This window comes from Smaragdicoccus niigatensis DSM 44881 = NBRC 103563 (genome assembly GCF_000380645.1).
GTDB lineage: Bacteria > Actinomycetota > Actinomycetes > Mycobacteriales > Mycobacteriaceae > Smaragdicoccus > Smaragdicoccus niigatensis.
The window spans coordinates 621,465-647,548 of sequence record NZ_AQXZ01000019.1 but is presented as its reverse complement, the minus strand read 5'-3'; the positions used below and the strand labels follow the sequence as shown (position 1 = coordinate 647,548).

19 protein-coding genes are annotated in these 26,084 nt (G+C 64.1%); 10 read left to right on the top strand and 9 right to left on the bottom strand.

The window, feature by feature from the left end; translation table 11 throughout:
- Positions 1-13: 13 nt before the first annotated feature.
- On the top strand, positions 14-1,183 hold the full coding sequence (locus tag F600_RS0124185; RefSeq protein ID WP_018163248.1) for an FAD-dependent monooxygenase: 1,170 nt from the start codon (positions 14-16) through the stop codon (positions 1,181-1,183).
- 2 nt (positions 1,184-1,185) lie between these two features.
- Here the strand turns inward: F600_RS0124185 and F600_RS0124180 are convergent, their stop codons facing one another.
- Positions 1,186-1,470, bottom strand: coding sequence for a hypothetical protein (locus F600_RS0124180; RefSeq protein ID WP_018163247.1), 285 nt, complete (start codon positions 1,468-1,470; stop codon positions 1,186-1,188).
- Positions 1,471-1,889: 419 nt separating this feature from the next.
- Between F600_RS0124180 and F600_RS0124175 the strand changes: the two genes are divergently transcribed.
- The 8 genes from F600_RS0124175 to F600_RS0124140 all read left to right on the top strand — a co-directional run bounded on the left by F600_RS0124175 (position 1,890) and on the right by F600_RS0124140 (position 14,082).
- On the top strand, positions 1,890-3,356 hold the full coding sequence (locus F600_RS0124175) for a nitrate/nitrite transporter (RefSeq protein ID WP_018163246.1): 1,467 nt from the start codon (positions 1,890-1,892) through the stop codon (positions 3,354-3,356).
- A 166-nt stretch (positions 3,357-3,522) separates the two neighbouring features.
- A complete protein-coding gene (locus F600_RS0124170; protein ID WP_040632598.1) occupies positions 3,523-4,941 on the top strand; it encodes an MFS transporter in 1,419 nt (472 codons plus the stop codon).
- 175 nt (positions 4,942-5,116) lie between these two features.
- Positions 5,117-7,630, top strand: coding sequence for a nitrite reductase large subunit NirB (gene nirB, locus F600_RS0124165; RefSeq protein ID WP_018163244.1), 2,514 nt, complete (start codon positions 5,117-5,119; stop codon positions 7,628-7,630).
- Between the two features lie 17 nt (positions 7,631-7,647).
- Positions 7,648-8,040 carry a nitrite reductase small subunit NirD gene (gene nirD, locus F600_RS0124160; RefSeq protein ID WP_040632597.1) on the top strand — a complete coding sequence of 131 codons (393 nt, stop codon included), beginning with the start codon at positions 7,648-7,650 and terminating at the stop codon, positions 8,038-8,040.
- The gene (locus tag F600_RS0124155; protein WP_018163242.1) at positions 8,037-9,188 is read left to right on the top strand and encodes a uroporphyrinogen-III synthase; all 1,152 of its coding nucleotides are present in this window, start codon (positions 8,037-8,039) and stop codon (positions 9,186-9,188) included. The genes nirD and F600_RS0124155 overlap by 4 nt, the downstream gene beginning before the upstream one ends.
- A 2-nt stretch (positions 9,189-9,190) precedes the next feature.
- Positions 9,191-9,913 (top strand): sirohydrochlorin chelatase, encoded by a 723-nt coding sequence (locus F600_RS0124150; protein WP_018163241.1) that lies wholly within the window; start codon positions 9,191-9,193, stop codon positions 9,911-9,913.
- Between the two features lie 83 nt (positions 9,914-9,996).
- Entirely contained in the window at positions 9,997-13,281 is a 3,285-nt protein-coding gene (gene lysX / locus F600_RS0124145) for a bifunctional lysylphosphatidylglycerol synthetase/lysine--tRNA ligase LysX (RefSeq protein ID WP_081629014.1), read from the top strand.
- Positions 13,282-13,347: 66 nt separating this feature from the next.
- On the top strand, positions 13,348-14,082 hold the full coding sequence (locus F600_RS0124140; RefSeq protein WP_018163239.1) for a pirin family protein: 735 nt from the start codon (positions 13,348-13,350) through the stop codon (positions 14,080-14,082).
- Here the strand turns inward: F600_RS0124140 and F600_RS0124135 are convergent.
- The 4 genes from F600_RS0124135 to F600_RS29695 are packed head-to-tail and all read right to left on the bottom strand — an operon-like array spanning position 14,079 to position 17,195.
- Positions 14,079-14,291, bottom strand: coding sequence for a hypothetical protein (locus F600_RS0124135; protein ID WP_156024808.1), 213 nt, complete (start codon positions 14,289-14,291; stop codon positions 14,079-14,081). The genes F600_RS0124140 and F600_RS0124135 overlap by 4 nt on opposite strands.
- 17 nt (positions 14,292-14,308) lie before the next feature.
- Entirely contained in the window at positions 14,309-15,526 is a 1,218-nt protein-coding gene (locus tag F600_RS29705; RefSeq protein ID WP_081629013.1) for a methane monooxygenase/ammonia monooxygenase subunit B, read from the bottom strand.
- 11 nt (positions 15,527-15,537) lie between these two features.
- Positions 15,538-16,308, bottom strand: a complete 771-nt coding sequence (locus F600_RS29700) for a methane monooxygenase/ammonia monooxygenase subunit A (RefSeq protein WP_018163236.1) — start codon at positions 16,306-16,308, stop codon at positions 15,538-15,540.
- Entirely contained in the window at positions 16,305-17,195 is an 891-nt protein-coding gene (locus F600_RS29695; RefSeq protein ID WP_018163235.1) for a methane monooxygenase/ammonia monooxygenase subunit C, read from the bottom strand. Before F600_RS29695 ends, F600_RS29700 begins: the two co-directional genes overlap by 4 nt.
- Positions 17,196-17,523: 328 nt before the next feature.
- Between F600_RS29695 and F600_RS29690 the strand changes: the two genes are divergently transcribed.
- A complete protein-coding gene (locus tag F600_RS29690; protein WP_245541616.1) occupies positions 17,524-19,182 on the top strand; it encodes a succinic semialdehyde dehydrogenase in 1,659 nt (552 codons plus the stop codon).
- Positions 19,183-19,211: 29 nt separating this feature from the next.
- Here the strand turns inward: F600_RS29690 and narI are convergent, their stop codons facing one another.
- From narI to F600_RS0124095, 4 genes are read right to left on the bottom strand one after another with little or no spacing between them, the layout of a single operon-like run.
- Positions 19,212-19,955 (bottom strand): respiratory nitrate reductase subunit gamma, encoded by a 744-nt coding sequence (narI, locus tag F600_RS0124110; RefSeq protein WP_018163233.1) that lies wholly within the window; start codon positions 19,953-19,955, stop codon positions 19,212-19,214.
- Positions 19,952-20,629, bottom strand: a complete 678-nt coding sequence (gene narJ, locus F600_RS0124105) for a nitrate reductase molybdenum cofactor assembly chaperone (protein WP_018163232.1) — start codon at positions 20,627-20,629, stop codon at positions 19,952-19,954. Before narJ ends, narI begins: the two co-directional genes overlap by 4 nt.
- The gene (gene narH / locus F600_RS0124100) at positions 20,626-22,212 is read right to left on the bottom strand and encodes a nitrate reductase subunit beta (RefSeq protein WP_018163231.1); all 1,587 of its coding nucleotides are present in this window, start codon (positions 22,210-22,212) and stop codon (positions 20,626-20,628) included. Before narH ends, narJ begins: the two co-directional genes overlap by 4 nt.
- A 12-nt stretch (positions 22,213-22,224) precedes the next feature.
- Positions 22,225-25,905: a nitrate reductase subunit alpha gene (locus tag F600_RS0124095; RefSeq protein ID WP_018163230.1), complete on the bottom strand. Its 3,681-nt coding sequence runs from the start codon at positions 25,903-25,905 to the stop codon at positions 22,225-22,227.
- Positions 25,906-26,084 lie beyond the last annotated feature (179 nt).

The following is a 26,084-nucleotide window of genomic DNA, read 5'->3' as shown; positions in this document are numbered from 1 at the left end:
CGGGGAGGCTCCTATGAAGGTCGCCTGCGTCGGCGGTGGACCCGCCGGCCTGTACTTCTCGATTTTGATGAAGAAGCGCGACCCCTCCCACGACATCACCGTCTATGAACGGAATGCGGCCGGTTCCACGTACGGCTGGGGCGTGACGATGTCCAAAGGTCTGTTCAAGAAGCTTCGCCGTGCCGATCCCGAGTCAGCCGCCAGCCTCGAGGCAAGCGCCGCCCGCTGGAGTTCCTATTCCATCGGCGTGCGCGATTGCACGACGGTCAAGGAGGGATGGGATCCAGGATCGGGGATCGGCCGTCGCCAACTGCTCGACATCCTGGCCGAACGTGCCCGCGAACTTGGCGTGCGTATCGAATACGAGCACGAGATCACCTCTGAGGAGGAACTGGCCGACGCCGACCTCATCTTTGCCGGTGACGGCGTCAACAGTGCGCTTCGCCAGCGTCACGCCGACCACTTCGGCGAAAAGTTCGCAGTGGGGCAGAACTATTACGTGTGGCTTGGCACGAGCAAAGTCTTCGAGCCGTTCACGTATCTCTTCGTCGAGACCGAGCATGGCTGGGTCTGGGCTTACGGCTACAAGTACGGCGATGACCGCAGCACCTGCATCATCGAATGCGCTCCCAAAACCTGGCACGGACTCGGGTTCGATCGGATGAGCGAGACGGACTGTCTCCGCATGCTGGAGAAGTTGTTCGCCAGCATTCTCGATGGTCACCCGCTGATGGGTCGCGTAACCCCGGGTACGACCGCGAACTGGCTGAACTTCCGCACGCTGACCAACCGCACGTGGCACCGCGGCAACCTCGTGTTGGCCGGGGACGCTGCCCACACCACGCATTACTCCATCGGAGCGGGCACCCGATTGGCGTTCGGGGACGCCGCCGTTCTGGCCCGCCTACTGCACGAGGACCTCCCGCTCGACGAGGCTCTCGACCTCTACGAACGGGAACGCAAGTCAGCGCTCCAGAGCACTGGCCGAGCGGCTTACCGCAGCGCACGGTGGTACGAGCATTTGCCGCGCTATGTCGAACTCCCGCCGGAGATCATGATCGCGCTGCTCGGTTTGCGGCGTTCCGCGGTACTGACCTTCGTGCCGCCGAAGCTGTACTACCGCTTCGACCAGGCGAGTCGTCGGCTGGGTTTGAAGGGGAAGAAGCCCGCGCGCCGCGGCTAGCCTCACGCCTCCCGGTTGAGAAAAACCTGCCGAGGCCGCTTCGGCGACAGCCCAGGCACCTTGATCGTCGCGACCGTGCCTTGCAGGCCCCGGCGAACTCCGCCGGCGACCGCCCAAACCAAGCACAACAGCGCGCCTATCCACACCAAACCGACGGCGATGATGAAGACGACCATCATCGTGGTCGCCGCGGCCCAGCTGGCGTAACCCGGCCACGCTTGCCAGACGCCGACGATGCCGACGGCTTGGAGGACGAGCCCACTCGCGAGAAACGGTCGTTCATTCACGTGCGCGGCCCATCGTCGGCGAAACTGCTTACCTCGTATTTAAGCCCTTCACCGGACGTGGTTACGGCGGAATCCCGGCTGGAATTACCTCGCCACGGCCCAGCGGATGCGGTATTCCGGTCCAGCGAGGTAGCTTGGAAGAAAGGAAACCGTGGATTTGCTATCCCCTCTACGGCACCGCCCGCCAATTGTTTCGCACCGGTCGAAAGCGGAGTGGTCGGCGTTGAGCAGGGACTTCAGGCACAAAAACGCCACGGTGAAACGCGGTGGAAACATCCAGGGATCCGGACCGTCACTTCTCACCGGCTCTACGGTCGAAAAGTGAGCGAGGGTTGATTTGGCAGCAAATATTGCGACGCATAGGCGCAACGAGCGGTCCTTACGGTTATCCGCATCCACTTGATAAAGGAGGCGGCCTGGTGAAGACCACCACCCGAAAGCACTACATTGACCATTGGGACGCGGAAGACGTCGACGCTTGGGAATCCGGTAACGAGAAGATTGCCAAGCGGAACCTGATCTGGTCCATCTTCGCCGAGCACGTTGGATTCTCGGTCTGGTCGATCTGGTCCGTCATGGTTCTGTTCATGCCGATGGCCAAGTACCACATCGATCCGGCTGGCAAGTTCTACCTGCTGGCCGTCCCGACGCTGGTCGGTGCGATCCTGCGAATCCTTTACACCGTGGCTCCGGCTAAGTTCGGCGGACGGAACTTCACGATCTTCAGTGCCCTCGCACTGTTGGTCCCGACGGTTCTGACGCTGTACTTCATGCTGAACCCGGCCTCGTACACGACGTATTTGATCGTGGCGGCGTTCGCGGGTCTCGGCGGCGGTAACTTCGCCTCCTCGATGACCAATATCAACGCGTTCTACCCGCAGCGACTCAAGGGTTGGGCGCTCGGCCTCAACGCCGGTGGTGGAAACATCGGTGTGCCGGTCATCCAGCTCCTCGGACTCGGTGTCATCGCCTTTGTCAGCAAGACCGACCCGACGCTGCTGTGTGCCGTCTACCTGGTGCTGTGTGCGCTCGCTGCCGTTGGTGCTGCGTTGTTCATGGACAACCTCGGCAACCAGAAGTCGAACCTGTCGGCAATGGGCGAGTCGCTTCGCTTCCGTCAGTCCTGGGTGATGGCGTTCCTGTACATCGGTACCTTCGGTTCGTTCATCGGGTTCAGCTTCGCATTCGGCCAGGTGCTCCAGATCAGCTTCATGGCAGATCTGACGCATTCCGGGGCGCTCAAGGCTACGCCGCAGATGCAGGGTGCAGCCGCTCTGCACGCAGCTCAGATCGCGTTCATCGGACCGCTGCTCGGCTCGATCTCGCGTCCGTTCGGTGGCAAGCTCGCGGACAAGATCGGCGGCGGTAAGGTCACGCTGTACACCTTCATCGCGATGGTCTTCGCGGGTGGCATCCTCGTCACCACGGGCGTCATGGACGACGGACTCAAGGGTGCAGCCACGACTGGTCAGATGACCGCCTACGTCATCGGATTCATCCTGCTGTTCGTCCTCTCGGGTATCGGCAACGGTTCGACCTACAAGATGATCCCGTCGATCTTCGAGGCGAAGGCTCAGAGCAAGGATGAGCTGAGCTACACCGAGAAGACCCTGTGGTCGCGCAGCATGTCCGGCGCGCTCATCGGCTTCGCCGGTGCGATCGGTGCCCTCGGTGGTGTGCTGATCAACGTCGTGCTCCGCGCTTCGTACGTCGGTCAGGCCAAGTCGGCGACCAACGCCTTCTGGGTGTTCATGGCCTTCTACGTGGTCTGCGCGATCGTCACCTGGGCAGTGTTCCTCCGCCGCCCGTCGACTCGAGCGATCCACGCGGTGCCGGGCGCCAAGCGTGCCGCGGTCGAGGACGACTCGGTGGCGATCACCGCCTGATCAATGGCGAACAACTGAATGAAAGTCACTACCTCCTCACTCCCGGTCATTTCCGAGAGTGAGGAGGTAGTGACACTTGGGTCATAAAACTGTCACTACTGCGGCAACACACACTTCCTACCGTGAAGTCTCACTACTTCGACGGGGAGGCAGAGTGCACGCACTGATGCGTTCGCGATGGATCGACCACTGGAATGCCGAAGATGTCGAGGCGTGGGAAGCGGGCGGCAAGAACGTCGCACGCCGGAATCTCATCGCCTCGATCTTCGCCGAACACATCGGCTTCTCGGTGTGGTCGATCTGGTCGGTCATGGTTCTCTTCATGCCCGAAGAGGTGTACGGCATCGATCCGGGTGGCAAGTTCATCCTGATGGCGGTGCCGATCGCGTGCGGCGCCATGTTGCGCATTCCCTACAGCATCGCCCCGGCGAAGTTCGGTGGCCGTAACTTCACGATCTTCTCGGCTCTGCTGCTGTTCATCCCCGCGGTGCTGACGACGTATTTCATGCTGCACCCGGCCTCGTACCCGACCTATCTCGTGGTCGCGGCGGTCGCCGGTGTCGGCGGTGGGAACTTCGCCTCGTCGATGGCGAACATCAATCTCTTCTATCCGCAGCGGCTCAAGGGCCTTGCGCTCGGCCTCAACGCCGGTGGCGGAAACCTCGGTGTCACGGTCATCCAGCTGCTGAGCCTCCTCGTCATCGCGACCGTGGGTAATCGCCGCCCCGAGATCGTGTGCGCCATCTACCTCGTGCTCATCGCGGCCGCGGCCGTGTGCGCCGCAGTGATGATGGACAACATCTCCGGTCAGCACGCGAGCCTCAAGCGCATGCTCGAGGCGCTTCGATTCCGGCACTCGTGGATCCTGAGCCTCCTGTACATCGGCACGTTCGGGTCCTTCATCGGATTCAGCTTCGCGTTCGGCCAGATCATGCAGATCAACTACAAGGCCGCCGGCGAGACCGCCGCCCAGGCGGCGTTGCATGCGGCACAGATCGCCTGGCTCGGACCACTGCTCGGCGCCCTGTTCCGTCCGATCGGCGGCAAGTTCGCCGACCGGATGGGCGGTGGTCGGGTCACGTTCTCGGTGTTCATCGCGATGATGGGTGCCGGCGGTCTGCTTGCCTACACGTCTCACGCCGACGACCTCCAGCCCGGCGCTGCCACTCATGGGCAGATGACGACCTACATCGTCGGATTCCTCATCCTCTTCATGCTCGCGGGAATCGGAAACGGCTCGACGTACAAGATGATTCCGGTCGTCTTCGAGGCGAAGTCACACGATCTCGAAGGTCTGTCCGTCGCGGAGCGGGCCGCGTGGTCACGCTCGACGGCAGGAGCTCTGCTGGGCTTCGCCGGCGCGATCGGTTCGCTCGGTGGCGTCCTCATCAACATGACGCTGCGGCAGTCGTATACCGGGCCGGCGCACTCGGGGACACATGCCTTCTATGTGTTCCTCACGTTCTACGTGATTTGCGCTGTCGTGACGTGGTGGTTCTTCGTCCGCCGTTCGGACCCGCAGCCGGTCGGTGTGGTCCATCGCACGCCATTTGGCGCGAAATTGGCCGTCGCAGGCGGTTTTTAAACGCCACGGACAACGCTCGGAAACACAGGCGCAACATCCCCCAAGCAGTCTTGAGAACAACAGCCGGAGACCGGCTTGACCACGTGCAGCCCACGGAAATCAAGTCACCGGCATCCGAAAACGGAGAACGTCCCAACAAGGGGCACCCTCCGCAGGATCAGGAGTAAGGAGCACCATGAGCCCGAAAACTGCCATCGTCATCGGACATGGCATGGTCGGACACCGATTCGTCGAGGCCATGCGGGCCCGCGATGAGGCCGGCCAGTGGCGCATCACGGTCCTCTGCGAAGAGCCACTGCCCGCATACGACCGTGTCGGTCTGTCGTCTTACGTCGGCACGTGGGACCACAAGGAGCTCGCGCTTGCGGGCAACACGTACGACGGTGATGAGGCAGTCGAGCTCCGTCTCGGCGTCCGCGCTGACGAGATCGACCGTGAAGCCAAGACCGTCACCACCAACACCGGTGAGGTCCTGGCCTACGACACGATCGTGCTCGCAACGGGCTCGTACCCGTTCGTCCCGCCCGCCCCGGGCCACGATCTCGACAAGTGCTTCGTCTATCGCACACTCGCTGACCTGGACGGCATTCGCGCCACCGCGGAAGCCGCCGGCCCCGGCGCGACCGGTGTCGTTGTCGGTGGCGGTCTTCTCGGCCTCGAAGCCGCGAACGCGCTCAAGCTCATGGGCATGGAGCCGCACGTCATCGAGCTTGCTCCGCGCCTCATGCCGATTCAGGTCGACGAGGGCGGTGGCGCTGTCCTCAAGAAGCTCATCAGCGACCTCGGCGTCAACGTGCACACCGGTGTTTCGACCGCGGCGATCAAGGAAGGCCCGGACGGCCTGATCGTCGAGCTGTCGGATGGTTCCACGATCGACGCTGCGCTGCTCGTCTGGTCGGCCGGTATCCGCCCGCAGGACAAGCTCGCCCGCGCCGCAGGCCTTGAGGTCGGTCCGCGTGGCGGTGTGATCACCGACCTGTCGATGATCACCTCCGACCCGGCGATCTACGCCGTCGGTGAAGTCGCCGCGGTCGAGGGAGTCTGCTACGGACTCGTCGCTCCCGGATACGCGCAGGCTGAGGTCATCGCGGATCGCATGCTCGGCGGTCAAGCCGAGTTCCCGGGTGCCGACCTGTCCACCAAGCTCAAGCTGCTCGGCGTCGACGTCGCCAGCTTCGGTGACGCGCACGCACAAACCGAGAAGGCCCTCGAGGTCGTCCTCATGGACGCCGCCAAGGGCACGTACGCCAAGCTCGTCGTCTCGGACGATGCGAAGACGCTGCTCGGCGGTATCTTCGTCGGCGACGCGAGCCTCTACGCGACGCTGCGCCCGCTCGTCGGTGGTCCGCTGCCGGCAGACCCGGCCGCACTCATCAGCCCGGCAGGCGCCGAACTGGGCGCCGATGCGATGCCGGACGGCGCGGTCGTGTGTACCTGCAACAACGTCACCAAGGGTGCGATCTGCGAGGTCATCCACGACGGTGTCACCGACCTCGCCGAGGTCAAAAAGTGCAGCAAGGCCGGTACCTCGTGCGGTGGCTGCTTGCCGCTCGTGAAGAAGATCCTCGCCCAGTCGGGTGTCGAGATCTCCAAGTCGCTGTGTGAGCACTTCACGCAGTCGCGTGCCGAGCTGTTCGAGATCATCCAGGTCACGGGCATCCGCACCTTCTCCGAGCTCATCGCGCAGCACGGCACCGGCACCGGTTGCGACCTCTGCAAGCCGACCGCCGCATCGATCTTCGCGTCGCTCAAGGACTCCAAGCAGAGCGTTCTCGATGGCGAGCAGGCCTCGCTGCAGGACACCAACGACCACTTCCTCGCGAATCTGCAGAAGAACGGCACCTACTCGGTTGTTCCTCGTATGCCCGGTGGTGAAGTCACCGCCGAGCAGCTGATCGTCATCGGTCAGATCGCCAAGGATTTCGACCTGTACGTCAAGGTCACCGGTGGTCAGCGCATCGACCTCTTCGGTGCCCGCGTCGAGGAGCTTCCGCTCATCTGGAAGCGCCTCATCGACGCCGGCATGGAGTCGGGCCACGCCTACGGAAAGTCGCTTCGTACGGTCAAGAGCTGCGTCGGTCAGACGTGGTGCCGCTACGGCGTCCAGGACTCGGTCGGCATGGCCGTTCTTCTGGAGAACCGCTACAAGGGCCTGCGTTCGCCGCACAAGCTCAAGCTCGCGGTCTCGGGTTGTGCACGTGAGTGCGCCGAGGCTCGCGGCAAGGATGTCGGTGTCATCGCCACCGAGCGCGGTTGGGGCCTCTACGTCGGTGGAAACGGTGGACAGTCGCCGAAGCACGCCGAACTGCTCGCCACCGATCTCGATGACGAGACGCTCATCAAGTACATCGACCGCTACCTGATGTTCTACATCCGGACTGCGGATCGCCTGCAGCGCACCGCGCCGTGGCAGGAGACCGTCGGCCTCGACCACATCAAGGAGGTCGTCATCGACGACAGCCTGGGGATCGCCGGCGACCTCGACAAGGCCATGGCCGTTCACGTCGACAGCTACACCGACGAGTGGGCCGACGTCGTCAACGACCCGGACAAGCTCGCTCGCTTCGTCTCGTTCGTCAACGCACCGACCGAGCACGACCCGACCGTCGGATTCGACGCGACCGGGCCGCGCAAGGTGCCAGTTCTTCTCGGAATGCCAGAAATTCAGCCAGCAGGATGGGGGCAGTAATGACCACCTCAGTTCAGATGACCACTGTCGAAACGACCGGGAGTGCTCCGATGGATAGCGCCTGGACCAAGGCGTGCGCGCTCGATTTCCTCATCCCGAACCGCGGCGTCGCGGTGCTGCTGCCCGGCGGCAAGCAGGCGGCACTGTTCCGCCTGCCGGGCGACCGCCTCTTCGCAGTCGGCAACATCGACCCGTTCGGGCGGGCGGCAGTCATGTCGCGCGGCCTCGTCGGCGACCGCAAGGGCGAGCCGACCGTCGCCTCGCCGCTGCTGAAGCAGGTCTTCTCGCTCATCGACGGCCGCTGCCTCGACGACGACACCAAGTCGCTGCCGGTGTATGACGTTCGGGTGATCGATGGCATGGTGGAAGTGGCTTCAATGATGCGAACGCGCGAAAGCAGCACGGCGTGACCGAGGAAGACACCACACCGCTGGCAGGATTCACCATCGGTGTGACGGCGGCGCGGCGTGCCGAGGAATTCGGCACGCTGCTGACTCGCCGTGGCGCCACGGTGGTGAGTGCGCCGGCGATCCGGATCATTCCACTTTCCGACGACACCGAACTCGAGCGCGTCACCCGCGAGATCATCGTCAACCCGCCCAAGATCGTCGTCGGTACCACCGGTATCGGTTTCCGCGGCTGGATGGAAGCGGCCGAGGGCTGGGGCCTGGCCGAGGAACTCAAGGAAGTCATGGGGTCGGCGCGGCTGCTCGCTCGCGGACCCAAGGTCATGGGCGCGATGCGTGCGGCTGACCTGCGCGAAGAATGGTCCCCGGCGTCGGAGTCGTCGGCCGAGGTTCTCGACCGGCTCCTCGAAGAGGGCGTCGAGGGTGTGCGGATCGCAGTGCAGCTGCATGGTGCGACGACCGAATGGGAACCACAGGCCGACGTCTGCGAGGTTCTCCGGGAGGCCGGCGCCGTCGTCATTCCGGTTCCGGTGTACCGCTGGGTACCGCCGCAGGACCTGACCCAGATCGACCGCATGATCGAGATGATCGTGACCGGCGGCCTCGACTGCGTCACGTTCACGAGCGCGCCGGCCGTCGCATCGATTCTGACGCGCGCCAAGGAACTCGGTCTTATCGAGCCGCTGCTGTACGCCCTGCGGACGCGGGTTCTCGCTGCCGTCGTCGGGCCGATCACATCGGCTCCGCTCGACGAGCTGAGCGTTCCCACCACAGCGCCGCAGCGTTCGCGGCTGGGTGCACTCGCTCGGCACGTCGCCGAGGAGCTGCCGCGCCGGGCGAACCGGATTCGGGCCGCCGGCCATACGCTCAGCGTCCGCGGAGGCTGCGTCGTCGTCGATTCGGAGGTCAAGAACCTCCCGCCGGCCGCGATGTCGCTCATGCGTGCGCTGGCGCGTCACCCCGGTCGAGTGGTGGCTCGCGAGGAACTTCTGGCGACCCTTCCGGGTGGCGGAGACGACACCCACGCCGTGGAGACGGCGATCGCTCGTTTGCGCTCGTGTCTCGGTGCGCCGAAGATTATTCAGACAGTGGTCAAGCGCGGTTACCGACTGGCGGTTGACCACGCCGAATGCGCGGACGGAGAGGATTGACGATGCTCGGCCGAAATGCCGACAGCAACGGCACGACCCTCGTCCTCGTTGCGCACGGAACTCGGAGCCGGCACGGGATCGACATGATCTCGGCGCTGGCGGCCGAGGTGCGCAGACACGTCCATGACGTGCGCGTCGCGTTCGTCGACGTCATCGGCCCCAGTCCCGTCGATGTGCTGCGGGATTGCGGGGACGATGCCGTGCTCGTTCCGGCGTTCCTCGCGTCGGGGTACCACGTGTACACGGACGTGCCGCGCGACGTCGAAGAGAGCGGCCATGAGACCGTCGCGGTCACCCGCGCACTCGGTCCGGATCCCGTTCTGGCCGGTGTCGTCGCTCGTCGGCTCCGGTCTGCCGGCTGGCTCCCGGGGGACACCGTGGTCATGGCGGTGGCCGGATCGAGCGACCGCCGGGCCCGTCAGGACGCTCGCAAGGCATCCGCGATGCTCTCCGAGGTCATCGGCCAGCGCGTTCATCTCGCCAATGTCGCCACCGGGACCCCGAAAGTCGCCGATGTCGTCGCGGCGCTACGCACGCAAGGGCACCGCCGAGTGTTCATCGCGTCGTATCTGCTTGCGCACGGACTCTTCCAACAGCGTCTCCACGATGCCGGCGCCGACGGCGTTGCTGATCCGATCGGCCCGCACGAAGATGTGGCCGCGCTGATCGTGGCGCGCTACCTGTCCGGTTGCCGAGAACTCGCCAGGCGCGTCCGAAGCGCCTGAATTGTCGGGCCTTTGCGGTAATACTCATCACTGACGGGCGCGTCGCTCAGCATTCTCACAGTTCGACGTCCGAAGCTTCTGAGGTGCTTTCCAATTCTTCGAATGCCGCCCGGAAGAAATCGATCCGGCCGTGGCAGCACGTGCGTGGCAGATTGTCTGAATTTCCACATATCGCCGGTTCAATTATCGGCGTGCTGGCCATCCTGTGCGGATTCTGGAGTATTTCGCCCGCACTCCGGCACGTGACTCGGGGAATTCGCGCCTACCTCGATACGTACTATTTCGACGCACCGGACACGTCGCTCGCCTGGGCCGTCGTTCTCGCCCTCGTGGCGGGTGCGGTCGCGAGTCGCAAGCGGCTCGCATGGTGGTTTCTGGGGGCCTACGTCGTCAGCTATGCCGTGCACAACGCCTACTGGGCCTTCACCAAGGGCGATGTCAGTGCCGGTGTCGCGCTAGCTGTTCAGGTTGTCTTCCTCGCACTGCTCGTCGCCTCGCGGAATGCGTTTTACACCCGGGTGCGCCCCGGTGCGCCCTGGAAAGCACTGGGCGCACTGGTCGCCGGATTGACCGCCGGGTCGTTGCTCGGTTGGGGACTTGTCGAATTGTTCCCGGGCACGCTGCCCCGGGATGAACGACTGGTGTATTCGCTGAACCGGGTGACGGCCGTGTTTTTCGCCGGAAATGCCGAGTTCAGTGGTCACCCGCGTCCGATCATCAATTTCCTCCTCGGTTTGTTCGGCGCGATGGCACTTCTGGGTGCAGCCCTGATCCTGTTCCGTTCGCAGCGTTCTCGAAATGCATTGACGACCGCGGACGAACAAGCAATTCGGGCGCTCATCGAACGTTCCGATGTCGCGGACTCGCTGGCCTATTTCGCCACCCGTCGCGACAAGGCCGTCGTTTTCGCGCCGAGTGGAAAAGCGTGCGTCACGTATCGCGTGGAAATGGGCGTCATCATTGCCAGCGGTGACCCGATCGGAATTCGGGAGGCGTGGCCGCACGCCATCGAGGCGTGGCTCGAGGTCGCCGCGAAGTACGGCTGGGCCCCGGGCGTCATGGGCGCGAGCGAAATCGGTGCCCGGGCCTACCAGCGGGCCGGACTGTCGATCCTGCAACTCGGTGACGAAGCGATCCTGCACCCGGATCGCTTCACGCTGAAAGGCCCCGAGATGAAGCCGGTGCGGCAGGCCGCCAACCGACTGCTTCGGCAGGGCTTCAGCGTGCGTATCCGACGCCATCGCGAACTCGCCGAGGACGAGATGGCCGAGGTCATGGAGCGGGCGGATCGTTGGCGCGACACCGAAGTCGAACGCGGATTCTCGATGGCGCTGGGCCGTCTCGGCGACCCACTCGACGGCGACTGCCTGCTCGTCGAAGCGCTCGACGCGAAAGGCACGCCGCTCGGCATGCTGTCGCTCGTGCCGTGGGGCAACAACGGTGCCTCACTCGACCTCATGCGTCGTGACAAGGCCGGTCCCAACGGCGTCATGGAACTCATGGTGTCGCACCTCGTGCTCGACGCCGGGCGGCACGGCATCAGCCGGATCTCGCTGAACTTCGCGGTCATGCGGACGGTGTTCGAGGAAGGCGGACGCATCGGTGCCGGTCCGATTCTGCGCACGTGGCGCACGGTTTTGATCTTCTTCTCGCGCTGGTGGCAGCTCGAGGCGATGTATCGGTCGAACACGAAGTACCAGCCCGAATGGGTGCCGCGGTACATCGCGTTCGACGACCGGCGTCAGCTGCTGAAGGTCGGTATCGCCGGTGCCATCGCGGAAGGCTTCATTCCGCGGATCGGCCCGGTCGACGCGAAGGCCCACACCGGCGTCGCTGCGTCCGTCCCCGAGCTCGTCGCCGAGATCCTGTCCCAGCAGGCGACGACGAAGGTCAGCCGCCGGCCCGAGCAGGTCCAGGTTCGCATCGACAAGGTCGCCCGCATGGCGGCGGAGAACGTCGAGGCCTATCCGGTCGCGGACACGACGGTCCGCATGGACTCGATCGCGCACACCCTCGCGGCACCGATCGGTACCGATGTTCGCATCGCGGGACGCGTGCTGCGCCTGCGCGATCACGGTGGCGTGTGTTTCGCATTGCTGCGCGACTGGTCCGGCGACGTTCAGGTCATCTTCGAACGCGACCGACTCGAGGCAAACGATCTGGCCAAGTTCATGGCGTCGGTCGACCTCGGCGATCTCCTCGAGGTCGGCGGGGTCACGACGACGAGTCGATCGGGGGAGAAGTCGGTCGACGCTCGGGACTGGCGAATGAATGGCAAGTCGCTCCATCCGATGCCGGACAAGTGGCGCGGATTCGTCGACCCCGAGGCTCGAGTGCGTGCGCGCTACCTTGACCTCGCGATCAATCCCGAGGTGCGGTCGACCCTGATCGCGCGTAGTGCGGTCGTGTCGGCGCTGCGCGACGGCTTCCGCGAGTGGAAGTACCTCGAGGTCGAGACGCCGATTCTGCAGCCGATCCACGGTGGCGCGGCGGCCCGGCCGTTCGTCACCCACATCAATGCTTACGACGTCGATCTGTACCTGCGGATCGCGCCCGAGTTGTACCTCAAGCGGCTCATGGTCGGCGGTGTCGAGAAGGTCTTCGAGATCGGCCGGACGTTCCGCAACGAGGGCGCGGACTCGTCGCACAACCCGGAGTTCACGCTGCTCGAAGCGTACGAGGCGTACACCGACTATCGCGGCATGCTGGCCCGGTGCCAGGACCTCATCGTGCGGGCGGCGGTCGCCGTGCACGGAACGCCGGTGGTGCTTCGCCCGAACGAGGACGGTGAGTTGGCTGCCGTCGACATCTCGGGAGACTGGCCCGTGGTCTCGTTCTACGACGCGATCTCGACCGCGGTCGGCGAAGCCCTCGACGTTGGGTCGACGCTGAACGAGCTGCGTTCGGCGGCGGACCGATCCGGTGTTCCGTACCTCGCGAACTGGACCGCTGCGCAGATCGCACTGGAGATCTACGAACGCCTCGTCGAAGCCCGGACCGAGGCCCCGACGTTCTATATCGACTTCCCGGCCGAGATCTCGCCTCTCACGCGTCCACATCGCTCGATCGCGGGCCTGGCCGAGCGCTGGGATCTGGTGGCGTGGGGTGTCGAACTCGGGACGGCCTACAGCGAACTCACCGATCCGATCGAACAACGCCGCACGCTGACGGAGCAGTCGTTGCTCGCCGCCGGTGGTGACGCCGACGCGATGGAACTCGACGAGGACTTCCTGCGCGGACTCGAACACGCGATGCCGCCGACCGGCGGTCTCGGACTCGGTGTGGACCGCATCGTCATGCTCGTGACGGGCAAGAGCATCCGCGACACCTTGGCGTTCCCGCTGGTCAAGCCCAGTACGCGCGGGTAGCAGCAGGAAAGGTTGTCAAGGGAACAAAATCTGGTGCTCACTCCTTGAATCCTTCAGGAGGCAAGCATGTTGGCTGAAGCGATCAAGGTCGTTCGTGGAAACGACCGAATCCACTGGTGGAACGAGTGGCTTGATTCCCGGCAGTCCTTTCCGGCGACCGGCAACTTCGATCTCGAAGCCAATGCGCATGGTCTCCTGCTGATCCACAACGAGGATCGAGTCGACCCGGGTGAGGGCTTCGACTCGCACCAGCACCAGAACATGGAGATCATCACCTGGGTGCTGGAAGGCACTGTCGTCCATCAGGATTCGATGGGGCACTCGGGGCTGATCCATCCCGGTCTGGCGCAGCGGATGAGCGCCGGCACCGGCATCCGGCATTCCGAGAAGAACGGGTCGCTGCGCGCGCAAGGTGAATCTCTGCGGGTTGTGCAGATGTGGATCCCGCCAGATGAACTCGGCCGGACACCGAGTTACGAGCAGCTCGACATCAGCTCTGAGTTGGCGTCCAACCGTTTGGTGACGCTCGCGTCGGGGATGCCGAAGCATGACTCGGCAATCCGGATCGGCAACCGGTTCGCTGCGCTGCACGTCGCGCGCCTCGAGCCCGGCCAGTCGGTCGATGTTCCGGATGCGTTGTTCGGGCACGTGTTCGTCAGCCGCGGAGCGGTCGACTTCGAATCCGTCGGGGGACTTCACGCCGGTGACGCGGTCCGCTTGACCTCGAGCGGTGGACAAAACATCACCTCGACGGAGTCCGCCGAGGTGATGGTGTGGGAGATGCACGCAGGATTGCGCTAGGTCTCCTGCTCTGACGTTGTCTCGCCCTCTGCGGCCAAGTTCTCGGCGTCCTGTGCCGCCTTCTCCGCCTCGACCTTCGCGAGCATGCGACCGCCGAGAACGACGGCGAGAACGATCGCGATGACCGGCACGGCGACGATCAGAACCAGCGCCGCGCCCTCGACGACTGGAACCCCGCCGATGTGTGCGAGGGGGATTCCAGTCGTCATAGCGACAATCGTATTGGTCACTTGCCGGGGAAGATCGGCGAGGTGACTTCGTCGATCTCCGACACCTGACGGTGGCCGGCCGCGTCCGTGAAGAACATCAGACCGGTCAGGCGAACCTGCGGCTCCTTGAGCGGAAGCAGGTTGTGCTCTCGCATCTTGGCGCCGTCGATGGACACCTTGAGGTCCACCTCCTGCCCCGGGGCGACCTCGTTGCCGGTGATCGTGAGGCCCTCGACCGATCCGTTCTCGGGCTTGCCGACCGGGACGAACGTGACTTCGGCGATCTGGAGCTGCGACAGCTTGACCGGCGACGACGTCGTGTTCTTCACGTGGAGCGTGAAGTCCAGGGTGTCGGTGCTCTTGTTGTACTCGGCCTTGGTGATCTTCGATTCGACGAGCGGCGCAGACTCAGCGGCCGGAACCGGCGTGATGCGGTCGATCTGCAGCGGCATCGGGTCGAGGTTGCCGGTCTCGTTCGCATAGATGTTGCCAGCGACCAGTGCAACGAGAACCGCAATGATCAGTCCACCGGCGACCTTGCGATCGAGCGACGTGATCAGCTTGGTGTCGCCGCTTTCGACGCGTGCGAGACGGGCGATGATCGGTCGACGCAGCCAGAAGATCAGCCAGAACACCGCGAGGCCAATGCCGATCAGGTGCCAGGTCGCCACTCGAGCGAGGCCGTAGGTCGAAGCATTGACGACCTCACCGCCGGCAAGTTTCACGTCGTTGTTCAGCGTGCCGGGCTCGACGTCGATCCACTCGCCGCGGCCGACGAGCGTTCCTGTGCCCTCGATTGCGAACGAGGGGTGCACATGCCAGTGCCCTTCGGTGCGTGCGGTGACCACGAGCTTGAACGGGAACGTCTCGCCCTTGTGGATGTTGACCGATTGCGGCGTGAACTGGCCGTTGAGCCAGCGTTCGCGGACGAGGAACTTCGGGCCGGGGGCGACGATCGACAGGTAACCGGTCTTCGGCTCCTTGATGGTGTGGTCCGGCCACGAGTCCATGATCCGGACGACACCGGTGATGGTGAGGTCCTCGCCGACCTTGACCTTCGTCTTGTCGAACTTGACGTCGTAGATCAAGACCGTCGAGGCACGAAGGAACGCTTCCTGCGTCTGCTCACCGTGCGCGCTCGCCACCGGCGACGACACGAGGCCGGCGAGCAAAGCGACGACGAGGACCATGAGGACACGGCAAATTCGGCCGCCTGCGCGGCTTGGGAAAATCATGCTGAGGTCTCCTAGTCCGACTGCAGCTTCAGGAACTTGCCGGCTGGGACGAGACCGAGCATCTTGCCGAGGAATACGCCGAACCAGTAGGCCCCGACGCACACCATCGCGGAGAAGAATCCGACGATCGCAACCGTGTCACTCACCAGCGCACGGAGATGCCCTTCCTCGACCATCCGCAAGTACTCCGGTCCCTGCGACATCGGGAGCGAGAACTTGAGGTAGTCCGCCATCGTCATGAGGTGATCGTGGTAGATCAGCGGCTGGAGGTACGCCGACAGCATCGGGTAGTTCTCCCACCAGAAGAGACCGCCCCAGGCCAGGCTGCCGAAGATCGACGTCATGATGAGGCTGCGGCTCAGCAGCAGAATGCAGTCCATGATGATGGCTCCGAAGATCAGCGTCTCGGGCCACGTGAAGTTCAGCGGCAGGTCAGCCCAGAAGTGGAAGCTCGACACGCGAGAAATCCACTGGCCGACCACCAGCAGCGTGGCACCGACGGTCGCACCGATCGGGAGACGCAGCTTGGTCCACAGGATGTACTGAACGACGGCCGTGAAGACGAGGTTCACCGGCGGCGTCAAAAGCGGCCACCATTGACGATCCTTCCAGTCCGCCCAGAAGGACCAGTCGCCCGCCATGAGCATGCTCTCGAGATGCACAGCGGCGGTGACGATTCCCAGCACGCCGACGAGCAACACCCACTTCCAGTGACGCGGGATCGCTTCCCAGGCCTTGACGACCGCGTCGGTGTTGCGTACTTCGGTGACTCCGTTGGTCATGCGCTCTGTTCTCCACCGGCCGGCTTGGACAGCTGGGCGGTGATGCCGTGCCACTGCTCGTCTTCGTTTGCGGCCTCATTGGCGAGGACTTCGTTCTTCACCAACTGAGTCACGCGGAGGAGGGTCGGGAGCCAGATGGCGGCAACGCCGATCAGCATCCACGCGAAGAACACGAACGGCCAATGCAGCGGCGCCGAGAAGACTTCCTCGGTCTGCCAGTAGGTGTGGCCGAACTCGTTGAACGCAACCTGGAACACGAGGAGGGTGGTTCCGCCGATGACGATCGCGAATCCGAGCGGCACGGCCTTTCCGCCCCACATGTGCGGCAGGCGCGTGCGGCCGTAGAGGTACACGCCGAAGATGACGTAGAACATCATCGGGAACGAGCCATAGAAGAGTGCGACGTGGCTCGGGGTGAACGCGGTGTCACGCAGCGTGACCTGGTGCCAGGCGCCGTCCTCCTCGCCGAAGTGCGCGCCGAAGAACGAAGCGATTGCAAAGGCTGCCATGCCGAGCATCAGGCGCCAGTGCCGCTTCATCTCTTCATGCGGGGTAAGGGGAGTGGCGGAGGCCTTGATGCCGGTGATGATGATGGCGGCGAAGATGCTCGCAGCGATCAGCGGCAGGCCGAACATGTTGAAGCCGAAGATCGAGAGCCAATACTCGTTGAAGCCGGGCATCGTCGAGTCCAGGCCCTTGTCGAACGCAAAGAGCTGCTGCCAGGTGCGCCAGAAGAGAGCCATGGCAATGACCGGCGCGATCGCGAGCGGGATGCTCCACATGCTGCCAACGGACATCACGGACTTCTCGCCCTTGGGGGCGGGTACCGGCGGACCTGAAACCGAGGATTCCCAGATCTTCTGAGCCCGGTCGAGTACTGCAACCATGTGACCCACTCCCTTGTGTTCTGTCACTGTTGACCTGTCACCTGCTGGTGGACAGTGGGCACTGATTTGTGCCGTTGCTTGACAGATAGCTTTCATTGTAAACCTTGGGGAAGTCAAGCATTAACACGGTGGCGCTGCACTGGCAACGAAGATTTCGCTGTGAATTTCTGGACCGTGGAGTCTGGTCACCATAGGTGACCAGTCGCTACCGGTTCCGCCCTAAGCGGAGTGGAGGCGAACCGCGCGCGATACCGTGAGAATCGGAGAGGCTCAGCAACGCTCGATTGCGCAGATCCTGTTGAGCGATGTTCAGAGAGCGGTGAGCGCGATGGCGAACACAAAACCCGGCACGGTCGCGAAGGGCGCCAAGGCTCCGAAGTCGACGGCGGCTGCTAAGGCGGCCGCTGCAGCAGCTAAGGCGGCTGCCGAAGGCCCGGGCTTTGCGCCTATGCCCAAGAGTCTGACTCCGGAACTCGTGGCCCGGCTGCTCTCGCGCGCAGTCCCTGCCAGCGGGACAGTGACCACCTACGCCCCCTACAACGGCCTGCCTCTTGCGGACATCCCGCAGGTCTCCGCGGAGGAAATAGACACGGTCTTTGCTCGGGCCCGCGCAGCCCAAGCCGCCTGGGCGGCTATGTCGGTCAAGGATCGCGCCAAGGTCTTCCTGAAGTACCACGACCTGGTCAAGGACAATCGAGACACGATCATGGATCTAGTCCAGATCGAGAACGGCAAGACGCGACGCGACGCCTTCCGTGAAGTCATGGACATCATGAATACCGCGCGCTACTACGCGCGGGTCGCGCCCGACCTGCTCGGGCCGCAGGGTCGCACCGGCGTCACGCCCGTGCTCACCGCGGTGAAGGAGATCCACATACCCAAAGGTGTGGTGTCCGTCATCTCGCCGTGGAACTTCCCGTTCATCCTGAGCGTCTGCGACACCATCCCCGCGCTCATCGCCGGCAACGCGGTCGTTCAGAAGCCGGACAACCAAGCCGCCCTCTGTGCGCTGTACGGCCTCGACCTCGCACTGCAGGCCGGTCTGCCGGAGGGGCTATGGCAGATCGCGCTGGGTAAATCCAGCCAGATCGGCACGCCGCTTCTCGACAACGCGGATTACCTCATGTTCACCGGTTCGACCAAGACCGGGCGGTACCTGGCAGCCGAAGCTGGTAAGCGCTTGATCGCTTCCTCCATGGAACTCGGTGGCAAGAATCCGATGCTGGTTCTCGACGACGCCGATATCGAACGCACGGTGGAAGGCTCGCTGCGCTCGTGTTACGGCGGCGCCGGCCAGGTTTGCGTGTCGATCGAGCGCTTGTACGTCCAGGACAAGATCTACGACGAGTTCGTCGGTGCGCTGACTGAGCGCGTGCGAAACCTTGCTCTTGGTGCGACCTACGAGTTCGGTATGGAGATGGGCTCGCTCACGAGCCAGGAGCAGCTCGAGGTCATTTCCAGCCACGTCGAAGACGCGGTCTCCAAGGGAGCAACGGTTCTCGCCGGCGCGAAGGCTCGACCGGACCTCGGCCCGCTCTTCTATGAGCCCACGCTGCTCGAAGGCGTTACCGACGACATGACGCTTTGTCGCAACGAGACGTTCGGGCCAGTCGTTTCGGTATATCGCTTCAAGACGGTCGACGAGGGCGTGGCTTTGGCCAACGACACCGAGTACGGGCTGGCTGCCAGCGTCTGGGGCGGCACCGACGTGGACGACATTGCGGCTCGCATCCACGCCGGAATCGTCACGATCAACGAGGACTACATCGCCGCGTGGGGCAGTGTCGACGCACCCATGGGTGGGCTCGGCGACTCGGGCATGGGGAGTAGGCACGGCACGTATGGCTTGCTCAAATACACGTCATCGCAGACCATCGCCCGCCAGCGGGTTCTCACCTTGCAGCCGCCCGGCCCGATGACTCACGAACAGTTCGAGACCGGAATCATGATGTCTCTCGACCTGCTCAAGAAGGTCCGCTGGCGCTAGTCCCGTCCACCCTCTCTATTGACGGCTCCCTACAGCCACTTCCGTGGTTGCGGGCGGGCCGGAACCTCCCAGGCCTTGCCGTACTTGCCGCCGGAGCCGATCGGTTCCTTGCTGCGGTATACGACGTACGGACGGAAGATGTAGCCGACCGGCGCGCTGAAGACGTGGACCAGGCGGGTGAAGGGCCACATCGCGAACAACAGCAGGACGATCAGGGCGTGCGCCTGGAAGCTGATCGGTACGCCGACCATGAGCTCCGGCTTCGGGTCCAGCGTGAACAGACTGCGGAACCATGGCGACACGGTTTCGCGGTAGTCGTAGCCTAGGCCGAAGAGGTTGACCCCGACCGTGTTCATCATTCCGGTCGCGATCGCTGAGATCAGGACGACATACATGACCTTGTCGTTCGTCGTCGTGGCCTTGCGGACCGCCGAAACGGTCACCCGGCGATAGAGCAGAATGAGCAGTCCCACGACGACCATTCCACCGGTCACGATGCCGCCGCCGAGCGATACGAGGTGGTACTGGTGCTCGCTGATCCCGATGAAGTCAGTCCAGCTCTTCGGGATGCCGACACCCATGATGTGGCCGCCGATGACGCCGAGGAAGCCGAAGTGGAACAGCGGGCTACCGAGGCGCAGCAACTTCGACTCGTAGATCTGCGACGAGCGCGTCGTCCAGCCGAACTGGTCGTTCTTGTAGCGCCACACGTGCCCGACCGCGAACACCGTCAAGGCGATGTAGGGGATTGTCGTCCACAACAGGTTGGTCATCGACGACCTCCTTCTTCGTTGTACAGAGTCGGGTCCATCGCGAACGGCTCGAGGCCGACCTCTTCTTCCGGCGGGCCCTCGGCGGCGAGCTGCTCGATCCGGCGCCGGTCGGCGTTGGTGATCGGCGGAAGCGTCGCGAGGATCGCCGCGATCACGTGCTGGTACGGCGACTCGTTTTCCTCGAGCGAGATCCGAAGCAGTTCGAGCGGGGGCAGGTGCTCGCCCAGCAGGCGGGCCCCGACCACCGGTGCGACCGTGGCGGCGAACTCGAGAACCACGGAAATGTGGTCGGGGAGTTCGCCCGAGTCCTCACCGAAGGGTGTTCCGGCCGCCTTGTAGGCGTGCTTGAACCGCAGTAGCGCCATGCCACGTTTGCGGGTGTCGCCGCACGCGTAGTACGTCAGGTGCAGGCAGCTGCGGCGCTTGAGGTCGAACGTGGCGACGTACTCCTGGCCAAGACTGATCTGGTTCTGCGTCAGTGCGTAGTCGATGAACTTCAGCAACGGCCCACCGAGGAGAGGAGCCATCGATTCGGCCGTCGCACGAAGATCGGGCAGCATCGCGAGGGTCTGCTCGTTCGGGTAATCGAGCAGGAACGCCGCGATACGCCACGTCAACCGCTGGTCCCGGTCGGGTTCAACCGCGATGGTGCCGCGCCGCTGAAGCAGCTTCACTGCTTCACCGGAACCACACCGGCGGATCCGCTACGACCGTCCCAGTTCAGCAGGTTCACCCGTCCCTGCTTGTATTCCGGTCCAGCGCCATTGGCGTCGTCGAGCAGGTGGAACTTGTCCGCCACGACCTCGAAAGCGGTCGTGCCCGGGCCGTCGACACTGCACCCGGTGGCGAGTGCATCGAGACGGTGCGCGTCCGACGAGGCGTTGTTCGGAATGACGTACCGGTCGTTGTACTTGGCGATAGCGAGGAGGCGGTACATCGCCTCGATCTCTTCGGGTTGCAGTCGGATCGCCTCGCAGATGTCGAGGTCGGGTTCCTCGCCGAGGTTGATCGACCGCATGAACGAGCGCATGCCGGCCAAACGGTCGAGTGATGCCCGGACCGGACCGACGTCACCCGCGGTGAAGAGTTCCGCGAGGTACTCGACCGGGATGCGCAGCGCATCGATCGCGCCGAACAGGTTGCCCACGTTTTCGGCGTCGTGGCCGGTGTCCTTGAGGGCGTCGACCATCGGCGACAGCGGCGGGATGTACCAAACCATCGGCATCGTGCGGTATTCCGGGTGCAGCGGCAGCGCGACCTGGTAGTCGACGATGAGCTTGTAGCACGGCGAATCCTGCGCGGCCTTGATCCACTCGCTCGTGATGCCCGCATCCTGGGCCGCCTGGATGACGCGCTCGTCGTGCGGGTTCAGGAAGACATTCAGCTGGGCTGGATAAAGGTCTTTGTCGTCCGTGACCGACGCGGCCTCGAGCACGGCGTCCGCGTCGTACAGCATGACGCCGATGTAGCGCAGGCGGCCCACGCACGTCTCCGAGCACACGGTCGGGATGCCGACCTCAACACGCGGGTAGCAGAACGTGCACTTCTCGGCCTTGCCGGTCTTGTGGTTGAAGTAGATCTTCTTGTACGGGCAACCGGTGACGCACTGGCGCCAACCGCGGCATTTGTCCTGGTCGACAAGCACGATGCCGTCTTCGGAGCGCTTGTAGATCGCACCCGACGGGCACGATGCGGCACATGCCGGGTTGAGGCAGTGCTCGCAGATGCGCGGCAGGTAGAACATGAAGGTCTCTTCGAACTCGAGCTTGACCTTCTCTTCGAGCTTGCCCAGGATCGGGTCCTTGGCGACCTGCTCCGGGCCAGAGCCCAGATCGTCGTCCCAGTTCGCGCCCCAGGTGACCTTGGTGTCCTCACCGGTGATGAGCGACTTCGGACGCGCGACGGGCGTCGTGTCCGACGGGCCGGAGCCGAGGATGTTCTCGTAGTCGTACGTCCACGGGTCGTAGTAGTCCGACACCGTCGGCAGAACCGGGTTCGCGAAGATATTGAGCAGGCGCTTGGCGCGCGAACCCGACTTGAGAGTCAGCTTGCCCTTCTTGTTGAGGGTCCAGCCGCCCTTCCACTTCTCCTGGTCCTGGTACTGCCGCGGGTAACCCTGGCCCGGCCGGGTCTCGACGTTGTTGAACCAGACGTACTCGACGCCACCGCGGTTGGTCCACGCCTGCTTGCACGTGACCGAACAGGTGTGGCAACCGATGCACTTGTCGAGGTTCATAACCATGCACAGCTGTGCCATTACGCGCATTGTCTAGTACTCCACATTCTGGCTACGGCGACGGATTGTGGTCACTTCGTCACGCTGGTTGCCGGTCGGACCGTGGTAGTTGAGCGCGAAGGATTGCTGCGCGTAACCACCGATGAGGTGCGTCGGCTTGATCATGATTCGGGTCAGCGCGTTGTGAATACCACCGCGCTTGCCGGTCTTCTCGGTCCTCGGCACGTCCACTGCACGGTCCTGTGCGTGGTACATGAACACCAGACCCTCGGGCATACGGTGGCTGACGACCGCACGTGCGTTGACGACACCGTTGCGGTTCGTGCACTCGATCCAGTCGTTGTCCTTCACGCCGATCTTGGCGGCGTCGACGTCGGACATCCAGATGTTCTGGCCACCGCGCGACAGCGTCAGCATGTACAGGTTGTCCTGGTAGGCCGAGTGGATCGACCACTTCGAGTGCGGCGTCAGGTAGCGCACCGTGATTCCGGCTTCGCCCAGGTCACCGACGCCAGGCTCGGCAAACAGCGCGGTCATGTCCAGCGGCGGCTTGTACATCGGCATCTGCTCACCGAGTTCGCACATCCAGTCGTGGTCGAGATAGAAGTGCTGGCGACCTGTCAGGGTGTGCCACGGCTTGTCTCGCTCGACGTTGATCGTGAACGGCGAGTAGCGGCGTCCGCCAGTCTCCGAACCGGACCACTCCGGCGAGGTGATGACGGGAACCGGGCGGGCCTGCGTGTCCGCGAACGTGATCCGCTTGCCTTCCATCTCCTCCGCGAGATCGGCGAGGTGGGTTCCGGTGCGGCGCTCGAGAGCTTTGAACCCTTCGACCGCCATGCGGCCGTTGGTGGTTCCCGACAGCGCAAGAATCGTCTCGGCGTTGTGGGTGTCCTTGACGAGCAACGGACGGCCTGCGGCGATACCGTCCTTCACCGTGCCGTTGAACTTGGCCAAGTACTCGACTTCCTCGTCCGGGAAGGTCGTGACGGCCTTGGTGGTGAGACCGAGCTTCTCGACGAGTGGTCCGAGCGCGCCCATCTTCGCGGCAACGTTCGGGTAGTCGCGCTCGACGACCTTGATGCCCGGCATCGTTTTGCCGGGGATCGGTTCGCAGTCGCCGGCCTTCCAGTCGAGGACCTTGCCGCCGGTCTGGGCGAGAGCGTCTGCGGTGTCGTGGAACAGCGGCACCGCGACGATGTCCTTGCGGACACCGAGGTGCTTCTCGGCGAGCCACGAGAATCCACGCGCGATGCGGTGGAATGCCTCGAAGTCCGTCTTGGTCTCCCACGGCGGCGAGATCGCCGGGCTGAACGCGTGCACGAACGGGTGCATGTCGGTCGAGCTCAGGTCGTGCTTCTCGTACCACGTCGCGGCCGGAAGGATGATGTCGCTGAACAGCGTCGTGCTGGTCATGCGGAAGTCGAGGGCGACGAGTAGGTCGAGCTTGCCGACCGGTGCTTCGTCGCGCCACTTCACCGTCTTCGGGCGGGCGCCCTGCTCATCCTTGGCTTCGACGTTGTTGTCGGTGCCGAGCAGGTGCTTCATGAAGTACTCGTTGCCCTTGCCCGACGAACCAAGCAGGTTCGCTCGCCAGACGGTGAGGCACCGAGGGAAGTTCTCCGGAGCGTCCGGGTCTTCGACGGCGAATTCGAGGTCGCCCGACTGCAGCCCCTCGACGATGTACTGACCAGCGTCAACGCCGGCTTCCTCAGCTGCGTCAGCCAAATCGAGCGGGTTCTTGTTGAACGTCGGGTAGCTCGGCATCCAGCCCATCCGGGCCGACTGCGCGATGGTGTCGGCGGCCGTCTTGCCCGCGAACTTGCCGTCGGCGAGCGGCGACTGGAACACGTCCGTGGTGAACGGGTCGTAGCGCCACTGGTCATTGGCCATGTACCAGAAGATCGTGCCCTGCATCTGACGGGCCGGACGCTGCCAGTCGAGGGCGTAGGCAAGAGTCGCCCAACCGGTGACCGGACGGCACTTCTCCTGGCCGACGTAGTGCGCCCAACCGCCACCGTTGACGCCCTGACATCCCGTGAGGGTCGTGAGTGCGAGGAACGAGCGGTAGATCTGGTCGGAGTGGAACCAGTGGTTGGTTCCGGCGCCCATGAGGATCATCGAACGGCCGCCCGAACGCTCGGCGTTGTCGGCGAATTCGCGGCCGATGCGCTCGGCTGCCGCGGCGGAGACGCCGGTGATCGCCTCCTGCCAGGCCGGAGTGTAGGGCTCTTCGGCATCGTCGTAGCCGGTCGGCCACTGGCCGGGAAGCCCTTCGCGGCCAACGCCGTACTGGGCAAGCATCAGGTCGAAGACCGTCGTGACGCGCTTGCCGGCGACGATCTTGGTCGGGACTCCGCGGCGCAGAATCTCCGCCTTCGGGGTGTCGAAGCGGGGGACGAGAAGTTCCACCGGGTCGGAGGTGCCGAGCGTCAGAAGTGGGTCGACACCCTCGAGGTCGAGGTTCCACTTGCCTTCGCCGTCCGCGGCGAAGCGGTCGCCGAGGCTGCCGTTCGGCACGACCGGGTTGCCGCTCTGGTCGAGCAGGACCGTCTTCGACTTCGCGCCCTCGCTCTTGTCGCCGAGGAGGTCGGCGGTGAGGAACTTGCCGGGAACGTACGCGCCGTGCTTTTCCTCGACCTCGATGAGGTAGGGCAGGTCGGTGTACTTCTTGACGTACGAGTCGAACCGGGCCGTCGTGCGGTTGACGAAGAATTCCTTGAGGATGACGTGGCCCATCGACATCGCGAGAGCGGCGTCGGTTCCCGGGCGAGCGGGCAGCCACTCGTCCGCGAACTTGGTGTTGTCGGCGTAGTCCGGCGAGACGACGATGACCTTCTGGCCGCGGTAGCGAGCCTCCGTCATGTAGTGCGCGTCCGGGGTACGGGTCACCGGCACGTTCGAGCCCCACATGATGAGGTAGCCCGCGTCGAACCAGTCCGCGGACTCCGGAACGTCTGTCTGGTCGCCGAACATCTGCGGCGACGCGACCGGGAGGTCGGCGTACCAGTCGTAGAACGACAGCATCGAGCCACCGATGAGCGAGATGAAGCGCGCACCGATCGAGTGGCTGACCATCGACATCGCGGGGATCGGCGAGAAGCCGGCGACGCGGTCCGGGCCGTACTTCTTGATCGTGTAAACGTGTGCGGCGGCTGCCATTTCGGCCGCTTCCCACCACTCGGAGCGGACGAAACCGCCCTTGCCGCGGGCAGACTTGTAGGCCTTGGCCTTCTCTGGGTCTTCGACGATGGACTCCCAGGCGTCGACCGGGTCCTTCTTCTGCGCCTTCGCCGCGCGGTAGAACTCGAGCAGCGTGCCACGGACATACGGGTAACGCACGCGGGCCGGCGAGTAGGTGTACCAGGAGAACGAGGCTCCACGCGGGCATCCGCGCGGCTCGTACTCGGGCTTGTCGGTGCCGACGGACGGGTAGTCGGTCTGCTGCGCTTCCCAGGTGATGACGCCGTCTTTGACGTAGATCTTCCAGGAGCACGATCCGGTGCAGTTGACGCCGTGCGTTGACCGGACGACCTTGTCGTGTGCCCAGCGATCACGGTAGAAGTCGTCGGCCTGTCGGCCACCTACCTTGTGGAGGGTGCGCTCGTCGGTCGACACCTCACCTTTGTGGAAATACTTGCCTAGACCGAGGAGCGAGTCGGCGAGGTCAGCGCGAGCCAGCGTCGTCGGAATGCCGATGTCATCGATAGACACGAACAGGTCCCTTCCTGCGAATCCTAGGTTTACGTCGCGCCGCATTCCAGGAGTTGGCGACGGGCTGTAGGGAGTCGTTTGATTCGACTGTAAGTTGCCGTGATCAGGCCTCAAAACTGCTTGAAACGGCGCACATGCTGCGGAAATAGGCTGTGCGGGGGGTGAAACACGGACGACAC